Consider the following 15242-nt stretch of genomic DNA (forward strand, 5'->3'; position numbering starts at 1 on the left):
TCCGTTACTGGCGATTGCGACGGGCGCTACGGCCAGCCAACATCAGGATAAGCACCAACAGGATGCCGCCGGGGATCAGCCACAACAGCGAAGGCGTGCGCCAGGCGTCCAGGCCCTTGGGCTCTTCTTTGTCGATGAACTGGCTGCCGCTTGGGTCCTTGGTATCGAAGGTATTCACGACACCGTTGTCGCCCAGGATCGACACGTCGCCGCGGGTCAACAGCACCGGTTTGGCGAACACAGGGGCATCGCTGCCAAGAACGCGGTAGACCAGACCGTGCTGGCCACCGGCGTCCACCGCCTGCAATGACGCCAAGTGGTTGAGCGGCGACAGGTCCAGCAGGGGCTGATCCTTGTGGTTGATACGCAAGCGACCCTGGTCATCGACCTGAACCGATTCCTTGCTGTCCTTGAGCGGCAGCTCGAAGGCCAGGAAGTCTTTGTCCGGCGTGACCGTGGCTTTAGGATCGCTGCTGACTTTCAGTTCAGCGCGCAGCGGCGAAACGCCCGCACCGTCAGCCACCGAGATCACCTGCGGCAAACTGCTGGCCGGGTGATCCAGGTAGGCCTGGGGCACGAGGATCTGGGTGTTCGTGGCGTAACGGGCGGCCATGCCGGAGAAACCGTCGTCCAGGGAGATTTTGTCCAGCACGATGTGACTGGTCGGCAATACCGAGACCGGGAACGCTTGCGGCGTTTCCAGGCAGCGATCACTGACGGGCTGACGCTGGAACGAGACCCGCAGGACGTTCTTGGAACCCAGGGCGTAGCTCGGGATACGCGCTTCGATGCGCTGTTTCTCGCCGTTGGCGACCAACTGTTGCGCGCCGATCAGGTAATCGTTGAGGAACACGGACGCCACTGGAGCGGTGTCCGAAGCGCCAGGCGCAGCAGACACATCCACCACGGCCTTGACTGGCAGGCGACCGTCGTAAGCCACGCTGCCCAGCGGGAACGAAGCGCTCCAGTCGGACTTGGCGAGCACGTCGATGGTGCCGGGGTTGCCGCCCAGATTGGTCAGGGCCACACGGCCATCGGCACTCAATGGCATCTGCGCTTCGCTGACGGTCAGCGTGCGACTGCGGGCCAGTTTGTTCCAGGCGCTGCTGAACAGGGCCATGGCTTTGCCGGTCGCTTCCGGGGCGATCATCAGCACCGGACGGGTGCCGAGCAATGCCAGGCGCACGTTGTCCGTGCCCTTGGCGGCCATACCGGCGTTCACGTGACGTTCGCGCCATTGCGTGAACGCGCTGGCTGCTGTGGCGTCCAGACCTTGAATCTGGCTTTGCAAGGCGTCCAGGGATTCGTTGATCGCCTTGAGCAATTGCGGGTCATTGATGGCCAGGTCGGCCTGCACATCAGGGGTCTGGCCGAGCATCAGCAATGCGCCGATTTCCGCCGGGTTGGCCAGGGCATGGGGGCCCTTGCCGTTGAGGCTGGCGAAGGCCGGAATGCTCAGCAGTTCAGCCGGAATGCGCAGCGCGCTCAGGTCAACGCTGTCCTGCACGGCAGGGAACGACAGGATGCGCGCCTGTTTGCCGATCCGTTCAAGGGCCACGCCCAGGCGCCAGGCGGCGTCGTACGTGCCGACTGCCAGGCTGCCCGGAGCGACCATGATGCCCGGCTTGGCCGGCAATGCGGTCCAGGCAGCGCCGACGTCCTGCAACAGGTTGGCGTCGTAGCTGTAATTGAGGCGGGTGTCGGGTTCGATGCGCAACACGTTGCCAATCGCCCGTTCGTCTTCACACAGCACGCGCGAAACGACCGACGACCAGGCCACACCCAATCGTACCGAGCCGCTGTCGCGAGCGGCCTTGTCCACGCCGAGCGTGGAGCCGGCGTTGCCTTGCGCTTCACTGAGCCCTTCGGCCCGTACCGGGTAACCATCCAGGGACAACAGCAACGTGTTGCGACCGCCCTCCCCGTTCAGGTAGCTGGCATCGAAGGTCAGCGACGCATCGGTCAATGGCACACCCGCCGGAACCGGCAGATACAGTTCGCGGCGCGAATCTGTGGAACCGAGCACGATGGGTGCATCGATGCCCAGATCGCTCAGGCGAATCTCCCGGTGTTGCTGCGTATCGGCATTGAGTCGGTTGATCGCCTGGGTGAGCGGGCTGTCCGCCGCCAGGGCAAAGTTGGGCATGAGCGCGAGCAGGCTCACGCCACAGACAAGGGCGCTTAGCGCGCCCGTTTGGGTGGCAACGGAAGACTTCATTCAGGTAGATCTCAAGCTGATAGAGGGGGCAGGCGGTTGTTATTGGTACGTGGACGCCGGGCGGTTGTCGTCCCGTGCCGGGGCGCTTTGCTTATGCTCAAGGTATCTGGGCACCTGCAACTGGCCGACCACGAAGTCGTTGACCGGGCGGCCCATCAAGGCATCAACGATGCGCGAGCTGGCCTTGCCGTCACCATAGGGGTTGGCCGCCTGGGACGCGCGACGCCACAACAGGTCATCGTCAAACAGCGCATTGACGCCGCTGATGATCGAGTCCGGTGACGTGCCAACCAGCCGTACGGTGCCCGCTGCGACAGCTTCGGGCCGTTCGGTCACATCGCGCATGACCAGTACCGGTTTGCCCAGGCTCGGCGCCTCTTCCTGCACGCCACCGGAATCGGTAAGGATCACGTGGGAGCGCTGCATCAGACGCACGAACGCCAGGTAATCCAGCGGCTCGATCAGGTGCACATTGGCCAGCTCGCCTAAGTGCTCGGTCACCGGGCCCAGGACGTTCGGGTTCAAGTGGACCGGGTAGACAATCTGGATATCACTGCGCTGGGCCAGTTGACGCAAGGCTTTGCAGATATCCAGGAAGCCCTCACCGAAGTTTTCCCGACGATGGCCGGTCACCAGCAGGACTTTGCGGTCGTCCCGCAGGAAGGAGAATTGCTGGTCCAGCCGGGCACGCAAATCAGCGTTCTGCTCGATGCGTTGAGCGGTCAACTGCAGGGCATCGATGACCGTGTTGCCAGTCACGAAAGAACGCCCTTGCAAGCGCTCACCCAGCAGGTTGCGGCGCGATTCATCTGTCGGGGCGAACAGCATGTCGGCGCTGAGATCGATGCAGCGGCGGTTCATTTCTTCAGGCCATGGGCTGTAGATGTCACCGGTGCGAAGACCGGCTTCGACATGACCCACGGGGATTCGGCGGTGGAAGGCACACATCGACGCCACCATGGCGGACGTGGTGTCACCATGCACCAGCACACGGTCCGGCCGAGTAATTTCCAGCACCGGATCAATCGCTCCGTACAGCGCGGCGGTCAGCGAGTTGAGTGTCTGGTGCGGCGTCATCACATCCAGCGTGAAATCAGCTTTCAGATCGAACAGCTCCAGCACCTGTTTGAGCATGCTCTGGTGTTGGCCAGTGATGCAGATCTGCGAGTGAATGCCCGGCTCTGCAGCCAGTGCTTTCACCAACGGAGCCATCTTGATGGCCTCAGGACGTGTACCGAAAATCGAAAGGATCTTAATCCCGGGTTGACTACGAGCGATGATGCCCTCCTCACGCGGATGTTCCGCGCCTTCTCGCTGCTGGAGGCGCAATCGCACCTTGAGCAAACTGAGATATTGAGATTATTGGGCCGGGGACTTAATCAGAATGGAGGCTTGATATTCACTTCGTGTGAGATGGCGCATTGCCTTGCTTCCCGGAGCAGTCGGGATTATTAACACTAATATCAATGACTGCAAACGCAGATCGATAAAAAGAATGTTTAATTCGCACATGAGAAACTTTTGAAGTTAAGAACAGTCTTTTAGAGGTTTGGCTTTTTTTGGAAGTTGAGACTTCCGAAACAACGGGAGGGGTGTTTGGGCCTTTGTTTCCGGGGGAGCGAAGATTAACACATGCCGCTCGTCTACCGACTTGGATCTTTTCTTATAGCGCGTTGTCGCGTGAGAGGCCATATAGAAATACTTAATCTGACGCACTAACGATAGTCACCCTAATGGCGCCTGTATATTGTCGAAGCCGACAGCGAGAGTGTCGGACAATAAATGTCGAGTTGCAAGCCTGTTATGTACCAGAACAGAAATATATGGGCCGTCACGCGGAGGGCTTGCATGCAGCACCCAGCGTCTCCGGTGGACCGACCTGTTCAGCGTGAGGCCTCCGGGGTGAGAAAAGTCTTCTCGAATTGTCATCGTCGCTGTTTTCCGCATGCACTTCAGTCTGGGTGGCGGCCACGTGCGCGGGATTTTAAGCGCCCGGTGTCTTACAGCTCCCCAGTCAAAAACTGCGCCCTGCCGTGACCAAAACTCCAGTCTGCGTCCGTGTTGGTGACGATGGAAACCATAAGGTCGTTGCTGTCGATCCCACAGTGTTCTTTCAGCGCCTTGGCGAGCAACTGATAAAACCTGACCTTGGACTCTTCAGTCCTGGGGCGACTGGTCACGCTGATCAGCACAACTTTGTCCGTGCGAGGAATACCAAGACCGGTGTCTTCGACAATCATTCGGCTCGGCTTGTGTTCGTTGACGATCTGATAGCGATCACCTTCAGGCACCTCGAATGCTTCAACCACGGCACGGTGTGCAGCATCGAGCAGGGTTTTCACTTGTTCATCGGAACGACCTTCAATGAGGTCAATGTTGATCAATGGCATGGCTGAAATCTCGTCATGGAAACGCCAACGGCGCAGGAAAGAGATCACACGATAGACCTTCACACTGTTCACAACCAGATAAGATAACTGAATTCATTGTTTGCCTATGAGAACAATAGACTCATGAAAAAGTCGGAAATCGAGAGCTTATGGACGCACATCCACTGGCTGTCTGTGCTGGAGGAACAAGGGACTTACACGGCGGCAGCGACACGACTAGGCGTTAGCAAATCCGCAGTCAGCCAACGGATCAGTGAGCTTGAAGCGGCCACAGGTATGCGCCTGGTGATGAGAACGACACGAAGTGTTCGATTGACTGACGCAGGCAGCTCACTGGTTTCAGAGGTACGCGACGCTTATGCCCATATCGCCAAAAGTTTTCTAGACGTCAGGGACTCTGCAGGCGCCGTTCGTGGGCTTCTGCGGTTGACGGCACCTGTCGCCTTCGCTCGGCAACAACTGGTGCCACGCCTGGCTGGCTTTCTCGAAAAACACCCAGAAGTCCGCGTGCAGCTGGACGTTTCCGACAGCATCAGCTCCATTGCCACCGACGGGTACGACCTGGCTGTTCGTCATAGTTATCAGGTGCCGGACACCCATGTTGCCTGGAAGCTCTGCGACACCCGGTCTGTATTGGTAGCCACCCGCAGGTATCTGGATCGCTGTGGCGAACCCGAAACGCCGGCTGATCTCACCCACCATAACTGTCTGTTTTATCCACGGGGCAGCGACACGCCAGCCTGGACGTTCGAGCGCTCGTCAAAAGGGAGGGGATTGCGTGAGCGGCTAACGGTCCCGATTAAAGGGACATTCGCCACCAACAACAGTGAGGCCCTTCGTGAAGCGGCTCAGGCTCACCTGGGCATTGCGCTGCTTCCCGACTTCAGCGCCCAGGCCGCGTTAGCGGAGGGTTCGCTGGTTCAACTACTCGATCACTGGCAACTCAAGGGGGCGTTCTCGGACGAGATCAATCTGGTTCGGCCTTACTCGCCTCAAATTCCCAAGGCTGTGACGGCTCTGGTGGCGTACCTCAAAGAACAGTTTTCACAAGGTTTCCAACGAGGATTCTGATCATTTCCCTGAACAGCACATGGCCTCAGTGAAGGCACATCTTTACCCTTACTCAGCCACGATCCCCTTGAAGTCCTCACCGCGCCGATAACCCGTGCAGATGAGCGTGGCTCCCTGCCAGGCATGTCCCCAAAAGAGAGACATGCGGCAGGAATCGTTTAGAGCATGCTCGCTACGTTACGCACTTGTTCTGGCGCCGCTTTGGTTTCAGACAACGCCCCGGCATAACCGCCCGCCAACATGGCAGCCGGGTTGCCGCGACCACCGATCATGCCTTCGGCCGCACCTTTGGCGGTATTGACTGCGCCTTCGACGCCGCCTTTGATCATCCCGCCAACGCTGCCGTCAGACTCGCCGATGCCCGTCGCCACGTTACTCAAACCGGGGACCATCCACATCGCCTTACCCACTGCGCCAGCGACCGAAGTCAGGCTGTTCTTGTCCGCGCCTTTCTCGGCCACATTGGCATCCTTGGTCTGACCCTGGGCAGAATCGCCGGCGGAATGCGCACTCGCCCCGCCACCGAACGGCTGCAACAGCGCCCCGATTAACTTATCAAGCAGCTGCAACAAGGGAGAAGACGACTTCGACGTCTCACCACTGTTGCCCGGCCCCTGACTTTGCTCAGCCAGTGACTGGTTTTGCATAGCGGCCGGCGCGCCGCTCCCGGCAGGGCCGCCATAGTTGACCGCGCCCGTGGGGGACTGCGTGGCGTATTGGGAATTCTGCGTGCTCTGGTCAGCCCGATAAATGGCCGAGCCGCCGCTGGCCAGAGACCCCGCACCCTGGGCCACGTTGCTGAAGTTGCCGGTGGCTCGGCTGCCGCCGTTACCGGAATCGGTGGGAGTATTGGACGGCTTGCCAGCGTCGGGCGTTGGCTTACCGTCCGGCTTGGAGGCATGTGGAGTGATATCAGGTGTCTTGGGCGACGAGGCGCCGAGTCCGGGTAATTTCACGTTTTCTCTCCAAACTGAAAGGTCGGTTGGCAGTGCCCCAGGCCCACTCTTGACCACTTGCACAGGTGCAGGCGTGTTGGATGTTGTAACGGGGCGATCGGTGTCGGACTTGCGTAGGGAGTGGGTTGCCGATGTGTGGCGCTGAAGGGCAGATCGGTTCCTTCAAAAAAACGGTCCGAAGGCTGGTTACCTTTGCGGTGCACCCGGAGACATCCGCAAACGCGTGATCTTGCCGTCGCGCGCTTCTGCAAGATCGATAGTGCTAACGATGACCGGGCCTTTGGCGAAGTCGCTGGAGTCGAGTTCGATCTACATGCAATCTTCCCGAGGAAATTTTTCCGCAGGACTTTGTTGATCGGTTCGAAGCGAGGGTCATGCACGAAGGGAGAGCAAACAGCACTTAACCCATCTTCAGTGAAAGCTGGACGCAGATTGATCGGTGCCGCATGACAGGCTTGGGCCTGGCTTCACTGCAAAGTTCGATAATGCACGGGTAATAAAGCATGGGGCGCAACGCAACTCACTCCACCACTGGCAGCACAATCAGACCGGGGCTGCTCCCAACGCTTTGGTGTTCAGCAGACGTACGCCCAGACCAATGAAGAGTGCACCTGTGATGCGCTTCAAACTTAGCACCCACCAGACGGATTTAAGGCGCTTGCTGAATCGGTACGCCGTGTAGCAGTAAACCGAGTGAACGATGATCACTGTCGCCGCGATGGTGAGGTACATGATTACGAACTGCCCAGGAACAGATCGATCATGATCAATAAACTGCGGCAGAAAGGCGCAGAGAAAAATCAGTGTTTTGGGGTTGCTCGCTGAGACCAGAAACGATTCGGTGCCGATTTTCCAGTTCGATAGTGGGGTGTGGGCGGCCTTAACTTCTCTTTCTGGTTGGATCGTAGGGATGCGGGCGAACAATTGACGCGCCCCAAGATAGATCAGATAACCGGCTCCTGCGATTTTCAAAATCAAAAATGCCGTGGGAATAGCGATCAGAATGGCACCTACCCCTAACGCCACTCCACTGGTGACCAGCATCTGCGCACCAAGATTTCGCATGAGTGTCACGGCTATAGCGGGAGGGCCATACCGCAACGCATTGCGCACGACCAATAGTACGTTCGGTCCAGGGGACAGGGTCGTCGCCAGATAGGCTAATGCGAAAGTAAACCAGAGGTGCAGTGTCACAGAAATCTCCTTATTGCGAGCGACCCACTTGGGAAAAGGTCAGCAGTTCCGTTTGCGTATTTCGCAGGCAGAATCTCATGGCTGATCCTGCGCAACAAGCAACCAGAAAACCTCCCGCCAGGGGGTTCCTTGCTCCAAAATTACCCAAACCACCGATGACGATCACACGCATTGCCAATCCTTAGCCGCACTCCAGTAGCGAAAGTATAAGGGTGAAACTTGCCGCTCAATCAAGCACAAACTTACTCGGCTAACTGTTCGGATTGCCTGGTTAAGGAGTGAAAGTCCGCTAATTGTCGATAGCCGTACATAACGTCCTCAAGAGCTCAGGCACGAAGCCTCGCCCCAGAGATTCCACGCAGCAAAACCGCAGACGCCACAAACGCCAGCGACGCTACCCACACATTCGCAAAATACCCGGCGCTCAACCCATACAGCCAAGCACTTAGCAGCCCACCCAGCGTGCCACCCGTTTGATAGACCGCATTGAGTGATGAATTTAGGCTCCCTCGACGTGAGGCTTCAACCAGCCGCATGGCATCGCCCAGGATCAGCGCCAGCATCAGGTCTCGGCCGAACGCGAAGGCCATGTAGGCGGCGCCTTGTGCAAACGGCGAGCCCTCGCCCCATGGGATCACCTGGATCACGACCGCGATCGCCATCGAGGCGACGGCGCACAAGCGCAACGGATGGTTGAATCGGCTGGCAAGTCTGGCGGAAAGCATCGCGCCGAACAGTCCGCCGACCTCGCCGATGAAGATGACTGAGCCCACGGTATCGACGCCAAATGACGACAGGCCGTGTTGCACGAGCCAGCTCGGATACAGCCCCAGAAACACGTACACGCCAATCGACCAGCAAAAGTACGCGGCCATCAACGGGCGGGTTCCGGGGCTGGCGGAAAGCGACGTCAACCGCTCCTTGTACATGGCCCAGCTTATTGATGAGGACGACAGTGCGGCTGGCGGCGGCGCGGGGAAGGTAAGCGCCAGTCCGGCAAGGGCGGCGCAGACAACCGCCAGCCCGATGACCGTGACTTGCCAGGACAGCAGCCCCCCGACAACAACCCCCATCGAGAGTGAGCACAGAAAGGCAATCGGCGCTGCGGTGGTGACATACCCAGCCGCCTTGGCGCGTCTGGTCTCGGGGACATAGTCCGCCAGGGCGGCGAAAATCGATGCGCCAATCATCGGCATGAACAGCCCTGTCGCCGCTCGGCTCAGTACGATCATTGAGGCGCTGTGAGATGCGGCGGTGAGCAGCAGCGTCAGGCAGCAAGCAGCCCCACCCACGGTAATGAACCGCTTCCTGCCGAAGCGATCGATGAGGGGGCCTAACGCGAGGTTACTGGTCAACGCCACGACTGGAAAAGCCGCCAATATCCACCCGGACTCACTGGGAGAGAGCTGCAGATCATGCTGAATAAAAGGCAGCAGCGGAATCATCATCACCACGTTGAAGTTGATGATGAAAAACGCTATCCAGAGTATTCCGATAACAAGCACGAGTGACCTCTTATACGCTTGGGGACCGACAGCCGAGCCGTTACTGAATAGAGGAACGGTACGATAGCTGCATAGAGCGTACACCAGCCAATTTGATGACGCGCCCATGAAGCCGCTGTACCTAACCTCCACCAGGCTCACGCCTTCCATGCTGACCAAAGCACTGATTGGCTTCATTGCGTTGGTGTGCCTGACGTTGATTCTGGCGACCGCCTGGCAAATTAACCAGTCGCGCAATGAACGCATCGCTACCGCTAAAATTTCAGTTTCGAATATCGTTCTTGCCGCCGAACAGCAGGCTCAGGATACGTTACGGCAGGCTGACAATACGTTGCGCGATCTCGTAGAACGCGTGGAGCACGATGGCGTTGAGGCGGGTCAGCATGCCCGACTGGAAAAGCTGATGGCTCAGGCCGTGGTGAATGTGGATGGCATTCAGGGGCTGTTCATCTACGATGCCCAAGGCAAGTGGGTCGCCAACTCCTTCTCCCAAGGCACCCTGCTGAAAAACAACAGCGACCGTGAGTACATCGCCTATCACCGCGACAGTACCGATGAGTCCATCCACATCGGCTCCATTGTCGAGAGCCGCAGTACCGGAGAGATGGTCATCCCCATCAGCCGACGTATCAATGCTGCTGACGGTACGTTTGCAGGTGTGGCGTTAGCGACGGTGCCTGTTGCCTATTTCCAGACCTTTTTCAAACGCATGGATGTGGACGACAAGGGCGTTATTTTCCTTGCCCTGAACAATGGTGACCTGCTGGCCAGGCGACCGACGCTGACCGCACTGATGACGACCAACGTGGCCAAAGGTGATCTTTTCACCCTCTATCTACCCTACAGCGACAGCGGTAACGCGGTGATCAAGTCTGTCGTGGATGGCGTGGAAAGGATCTATGCCTACCGTCGTGTGTCGGGGTTACCCATCGTCGCCGCCGCTGGCGTGTCATGCGAGCACGTGTTCGCGCCGTGGTGGGACTATGCGTACAGGTCAATGGCCTCGATCGGCCTGATCACGTTCGCGCTGGTTTTGCTGGGTTTTCTGCTGTACCGGCAAATCCAGCACCTGATCACTGCGGAAACCGAGCTGAATACCGCCAGAACCGCACTGGAGATCATTGCTCAGACGGACAGTCTGACGCATCTGGCCAATCGCCGTTGCTTCGACGCCGCCTTTCAACAGGAGTGGGGACGAGCGTCCCGGAATAACTCAACCATCGCCATTATCTTGTTGGATATTGACTGGTTCAAACAATACAACGACTGCTACGGCCACATACAGGGTGATGACTGCCTGAGTGAGGTCGCAGGCATTATCGGGAGCTGCATCAACAGGCCCGGCGACTTGGCAGCACGGTATGGCGGCGAAGAGTTTGTGATCCTGTTACCTGAAACACATTTAGCGGGGGCTTTGGTCATTGCCGAAAAGGTCAGACTCAGCATTGAAAACGCGCACATAGAGCACGCCACCAGCCCGCTGGGTAACGTGACAATCAGTTCCGGTGTCGTGGCGATCAACGCGCCCGAGAAGGAGGGCTATAAAGCCGCCCTCAAGGAAGCGGATCGACTTCTGTATTGCGCTAAAACCAAAGGCCGCAACCGTGTTGAGGGGCATCTTGCAGGGCGTGATATTTCCCCTTCAACCTCATCGCTTTCCGACGGGGTGCTTAAAGTTTCCAACCCTGGGTCGATAGCGTTTTAAACCTATAAGCATTTATTGAAAAACAGGAACCTCGCATGCGCCTTAGAAACCTCAACCTTGCTCCAAGAGCAGCCCTGTTTTTCGCCTCGATCATCGTTTTGGTTTGTGTGCTGGGCGTATTTGCAGTCCTGCAAATGGGCAAGCTCAGGGACTCCGAAAAAGACGTCGAACTCAACTGGATGGCCAGCATTCGACAAACAGCATTGATGAACAATGCGGCCCTTCGCCTCAGGCTCGAAACCCAGCGAGGCCTTGCAGACCCTCAGTCCATTGAAAAGAACATTGACAACTTCGCGGGCTATCGAAAGGCGTTTTCCGATGCGATCGCGGGTTATGAGCCGCTCATTGCCAGTGATAAAGAACGCTCGTTTTATACACCGGTAAAAAACAGCGCCGATGCGTACGCCAAACAACTGGATATTCTTGCGCCGTTAATGAGACAGGGCGATATAGCGGCAGCCGTCAACCTCGTGAGTACTGGCATCCGCCCGCTGACGAACACGATGGAAACCCAGATCAAAGACTTGACCACCTTTAACGACGAAGGCGCCAAGCAAGCCGGAAGCAACGCAACCGACCTCTATGACAACGGCCTATGGCTGGTGGTCGGGCTGATCACGGCTGTCGTCGTCCTGACGATTGGCTTGGCATTGCTGCTGACGAAAAGCATTACCAACCCAATCAACGATGCGCTGTCTGTCGCCGAGCGTATCGCCGCTAGTGACCTGTCCAAGGAGGTGTTGGTCAGCGGCACTGATGAAGCCGGGCGCCTGTTGAGGGCGCTCTCTCAGATGCAGACCAACCTTCGCGCCACCATCTTGCAGATATCCGACTCCTCTACCCAACTGGCCTCAGCGTCTGAAGAGATGACGGTTGTGACGGAGGAATCAAGTCGTGGCCTTGTTTCCCAGAACGATGAAGTCAACCAGGCGGCCACAGCGGTCACCGAAATGAGCGCAGCCGTTGATGAGGTCGCGCGCAACGCGGAGTCCGCTTCCGAAGAGTCAAAGCGTACCCAGGGCTATACAGAAGTAGGTTTGGCACGCGTGGCTCAGACACTGAAGTCCATCCAGAAGCTGAACGGTAACGTTGAAAACACCAGCGAACAGATTCAAGGGTTGTCAGAGCGTGCCCAAAGCATCACTAAAGTGGTCGAGGTGATCAGGGCCATTGCAGAACAGACCAATCTGTTGGCGTTGAACGCGGCTATCGAAGCAGCCCGCGCAGGCGAGCAAGGCCGTGGGTTTGCGGTGGTGGCTGACGAAGTGAGGGCCTTGGCCCATCGTACCCAGGCGTCAACTCAGGAAATCGAGCAGATGATTGCGGCCATCCAGAACGATTCTGACCTGGCCGTGAAGGCGATGAACACCAGCAGGGATCTGGCGACAGAATCACTGGGTGTTGCCCAGGAAGCCAGTACCTCGCTGGATCAGATATCAACGGCCATTATTCAAATTAATGAACGTAACCTGATGATCGCGACAGCCTCGGAAGAACAGTCCCACGTCGCACGGGAAGTTGATCGGAATCTGGTCAGCATTCGCGAGCTGGCCATTCAGAGTTCTGCAGGTGCCGCCCAGACGGCAACCGCGTGTGGCGAGATGTCGAAGCTGGCGGTCAATCTAAATCAGTTAGTCAACAAATTCGTGGTGTGAACCAGAGGCAGATCACTGAAACGCCGTGTACTCAAAAATGCGCGCCATGCACGGCTTCCGTACTGCCATTCGCCTTAACCTTCCGATGTTCCTCAGTGTTCTGTGCGGGCTGAGTGCAGCAATGCACCGCCCTCAAACACCCAGCGTTACGGGTAAAACCTCGGCAAGGTGATTATCTGCACACCCACCCTGAATCAATCGTCCCTCGACACGGTTGCGACCTTTGGTTTTAGCGAAGTAAAGGAGTGGATCTGCTGCTTGCAGAGCGGCTGTATACCTCTCTTTCTCTGGTGCGTTGATCACTACCACACCCTAGCTGATCGTGAATTTTCCCAGCGGGCTGGCTGAGTGTCATCAAAACAACAGAAGGACAGTCCCGTTAAGATTTTTACGGTTTTTTTACGGCGCACGGTGTGTCCATACCGATAATGGGCAAACATTTTTACCCCCCTGTCACAGCGAAACAGGGCGACTGCTGAATGCGCAGGCTGAATGGCGGCGAGAGCCGCCGTCACCTGCAATCTGCATCGCCAGCAAAGCATCGCCACCGGTGCGGGGGTCCATCCAGTTCGGCTCTGAATCCCATGAAATTGCGCTTCGGCCACCACTTGCGAGACGCAAAAATTGAGTGATTACCCAACACGTTCTACTGAAACCCATGCGCCAAAAACTTCCGCGGCGGCGATGCTGGTGGCTGCGGTCGGCGTGGTATACGGCGATATCGGAACAAGCCCCCTTTACACGCTCAAAGAGGTCTTTTCAGGCCATTACGGTGTCCAGCCTAACGAAGCGAGTGTGCTGGGCATCCTGTCGCTGATTTTCTGGTCCCTTATCTGGGTAGTGTCCGCCAAATACGTACTGTTCATTCTGCGCGCAGACAATCAGGGCGAAGGCGGGATCATGGCGTTGACGGCATTGGCCCGGCGCTCGGCCGCGCCCTATCCCCTTCTCGGCAAAACCCTGGTGTTGCTCGGTGTGTTTGGCGCCGCGCTGTTTTATGGCGACAGCATGATTACGCCGGCCATCTCCGTGCTGTCGGCCGTTGAAGGGCTGGAGCTCGCTTTTGACGGAATAGAAACCTGGGTGGTGCCGCTGTCGGTAGTGGTCCTGGTCGGCTTGTTCTTGATACAGAAGCACGGTACGGCGCGTCTCGGCGTGTTGTTCGGACCGATAATGGTGCTGTGGTTTACAGTGCTGGGCGGGCTGGGCATCTACGGCATCTTGCAGCGCCCTGAAGTACTTCAGGCGTTGAATCCATTCTGGGCGGTGCATTTCTTCGCGGCCAACCCGGGCATCGGCATCACCATACTGGGCGCGGTTGTACTGGCGTTGACGGGGGCTGAGGCTCTGTATGCCGACATGGGGCACTTCGGGCGCAAGCCGATTTCGCGCGCCTGGTTCTTATTGGTGCTGCCGGGACTGGCGCTGAATTACTTTGGCCAGGGCGCGCTTATATTGGGCAACCCGGAGGCTGTGCGAAATCCGTTTTATCTGCTGGCACCCGAGTGGGCGCTGTTGCCAATGGTCGCGCTGTCAACGCTGGCAACGATCATCGCGTCTCAAGCTGTGATCTCCGGCGCCTTCTCGCTCACCCGTCAAGCCATTCAGTTGGGGTATGTGCCGCGGATGTTCATCCAGCACACCTCAAGTCAGGAACAGGGGCAGATCTACATTGGCGCCGTTAACTGGACGCTGATGGCGGGCGTTGTGCTGCTGGTCATCGGCTTTGAATCGTCCAGTGCTCTGGCGGCCGCTTACGGCGTAGCGGTGACAGGCACGATGCTGATCACCACGATTCTGGCGTCCTCGGTCGTGTTGCTGCTCTGGAAAACGCCTCGCTGGTTTGCGATCCCCATGTTGTTAGGATTTTTGCTGGTCGACGTTCTTTTCTTCAGTGCCAACGCGGCCAAGATTTTCCAGGGAGGCGCTTTTCCGGTGGTCGCGGGCATCGTTCTGTTCATCTTGATGACGACATGGAAGAAGGGCCGCAGGATTGTCCTCGAGAGGCTCGATGAGACATCGCTGCAGTTGCCCGCTTTCATCGACAGCATCCGCGCACAGTCCCCCCACCGCGTGCGCGGCACAGCGGTTTTCCTCACCGCAAAGGCCGATGGCGTCCCCCACGCGCTGCTGCACAACCTGCTGCACAACCAGGTGCTTCATGAGCGCGTGGTGTTGCTGACAGTGGTGTCGGAAGACACGCCCCGGGTATCGCCGGCTGGACGATTTGAAGTCCATGCGCAGGGAGAAGGCTTCTACCGGGTCAGTCTGCATTTTGGTTTTATCGAGGAGCCTGATGTCCCGGCAGCGTTGAAGCTGTGCCAGCTGCCAGACCTGAGTTTCGACCCGATGAAAACGACCTTTTTCGTCAGTCGCGAAACCGTTATTTCCACCCGTCGCACAGGCATGTCCCGCTGGAGAGAGGGCCTGTTTTCGATTTTGTTAAAGAATGCCAATGGCAACCTGAAGTACTTCAAGCTGCCGCTCAACCGTGTGATTGAGCTTGGCACGCAGGTCGAGATGTGACCTGCGTAATCGATCAACGTGC

10 protein-coding genes and 1 pseudogene are annotated in these 15242 nt (G+C 57.8%); 4 read left to right on the forward strand and 7 right to left on the reverse strand.

Going from position 1 to position 15242, the window contains the following annotated elements:
• Positions 1 to 4: 4 nt before the first annotated feature.
• The 3 genes from OKW98_RS21770 to OKW98_RS21780 form a co-directional block, all read right to left on the reverse strand.
• Positions 5 to 2218, reverse strand: coding sequence for a cellulose biosynthesis cyclic di-GMP-binding regulatory protein BcsB (locus OKW98_RS21770; protein WP_265386611.1), 2214 nt, complete (start codon positions 2216 to 2218; stop codon positions 5 to 7).
• 39 nt (positions 2219 to 2257) lie between these two features.
• Positions 2258 to 3430 (reverse strand): non-hydrolyzing UDP-N-acetylglucosamine 2-epimerase, encoded by a 1173-nt coding sequence (gene wecB / locus OKW98_RS21775; protein WP_265386612.1) that lies wholly within the window; start codon positions 3428 to 3430, stop codon positions 2258 to 2260.
• A 788-nt stretch (positions 3431 to 4218) separates the two neighbouring features.
• On the reverse strand, positions 4219 to 4608 hold the full coding sequence (locus tag OKW98_RS21780) for a tautomerase family protein (protein ID WP_265386613.1): 390 nt from the start codon (positions 4606 to 4608) through the stop codon (positions 4219 to 4221).
• A gap of 123 nt (positions 4609 to 4731) precedes the next feature.
• Between OKW98_RS21780 and OKW98_RS21785 the strand changes: the two genes are divergently transcribed.
• Complete coding sequence (locus tag OKW98_RS21785; protein ID WP_265386614.1) at positions 4732 to 5679, forward strand: LysR family transcriptional regulator; 948 nt, start codon at positions 4732 to 4734, stop codon at positions 5677 to 5679.
• Between the two features lie 158 nt (positions 5680 to 5837).
• Here OKW98_RS21785 and OKW98_RS21790 read toward each other — a convergent pair whose 3' ends face one another.
• The 3 genes from OKW98_RS21790 to OKW98_RS21800 form a co-directional block, all read right to left on the reverse strand.
• Positions 5838 to 6635, reverse strand: a complete 798-nt coding sequence (locus tag OKW98_RS21790; RefSeq protein ID WP_265386615.1) for a hypothetical protein — start codon at positions 6633 to 6635, stop codon at positions 5838 to 5840.
• A gap of 543 nt (positions 6636 to 7178) precedes the next feature.
• Entirely contained in the window at positions 7179 to 7829 is a 651-nt protein-coding gene (locus OKW98_RS21795) for a LysE family translocator (RefSeq protein WP_265386616.1), read from the reverse strand.
• 326 nt (positions 7830 to 8155) lie between these two features.
• Positions 8156 to 9334: an MFS transporter gene (locus OKW98_RS21800; protein WP_265386617.1), complete on the reverse strand. Its 1179-nt coding sequence runs from the start codon at positions 9332 to 9334 to the stop codon at positions 8156 to 8158.
• Between the two features lie 106 nt (positions 9335 to 9440).
• Between OKW98_RS21800 and OKW98_RS21805 the strand changes: the two genes are divergently transcribed.
• Both OKW98_RS21805 and OKW98_RS21810 read left to right on the forward strand, forming a co-directional pair.
• Positions 9441 to 11039, forward strand: coding sequence for a diguanylate cyclase (locus tag OKW98_RS21805; RefSeq protein ID WP_265386618.1), 1599 nt, complete (start codon positions 9441 to 9443; stop codon positions 11037 to 11039).
• 35 nt (positions 11040 to 11074) lie between these two features.
• Complete coding sequence (locus OKW98_RS21810; RefSeq protein ID WP_265386619.1) at positions 11075 to 12694, forward strand: methyl-accepting chemotaxis protein; 1620 nt, start codon at positions 11075 to 11077, stop codon at positions 12692 to 12694.
• Positions 12695 to 12826: 132 nt separating this feature from the next.
• On the opposite strand, the pseudogene OKW98_RS21815 reads toward OKW98_RS21810, so the two are convergent.
• Positions 12827 to 13045, reverse strand: a pseudogene (locus tag OKW98_RS21815) (diguanylate cyclase); the annotation flags it as partial.
• Between the two features lie 333 nt (positions 13046 to 13378).
• Between OKW98_RS21815 and OKW98_RS21820 the strand changes: the two are divergent.
• A complete protein-coding gene (locus OKW98_RS21820) occupies positions 13379 to 15220 on the forward strand; it encodes a potassium transporter Kup (protein ID WP_265389810.1) in 1842 nt (613 codons plus the stop codon).
• Positions 15221 to 15242 lie beyond the last annotated feature (22 nt).

The organism is Pseudomonas sp. KU26590 (genome assembly GCF_026153515.1).
In the GTDB taxonomy this organism is placed as follows: domain Bacteria; phylum Pseudomonadota; class Gammaproteobacteria; order Pseudomonadales; family Pseudomonadaceae; genus Aquipseudomonas.

Coding starts and splice junctions, on each gene's coding strand:
- OKW98_RS21770 (WP_265386611.1), bottom strand. CDS start 2,218: ATGAAGTCTTCCGTTGCCACCCAAACGGGCGCGCTAAGCGCCCTTGTC.
- wecB (WP_265386612.1), bottom strand. CDS start 3,430: ATGGCTCCGTTGGTGAAAGCACTGGCTGCAGAGCCGGGCATTCACTCG.
- OKW98_RS21780 (WP_265386613.1), bottom strand. CDS start 4,608: ATGCCATTGATCAACATTGACCTCATTGAAGGTCGTTCCGATGAACAA.
- OKW98_RS21785 (WP_265386614.1), top strand. CDS start 4,732: ATGAAAAAGTCGGAAATCGAGAGCTTATGGACGCACATCCACTGGCTG.
- OKW98_RS21805 (WP_265386618.1), top strand. CDS start 9,441: ATGAAGCCGCTGTACCTAACCTCCACCAGGCTCACGCCTTCCATGCTG.
- OKW98_RS21810 (WP_265386619.1), top strand. CDS start 11,075: ATGCGCCTTAGAAACCTCAACCTTGCTCCAAGAGCAGCCCTGTTTTTC.
- OKW98_RS21820 (WP_265389810.1), top strand. CDS start 13,379: ATGCTGGTGGCTGCGGTCGGCGTGGTATACGGCGATATCGGAACAAGC.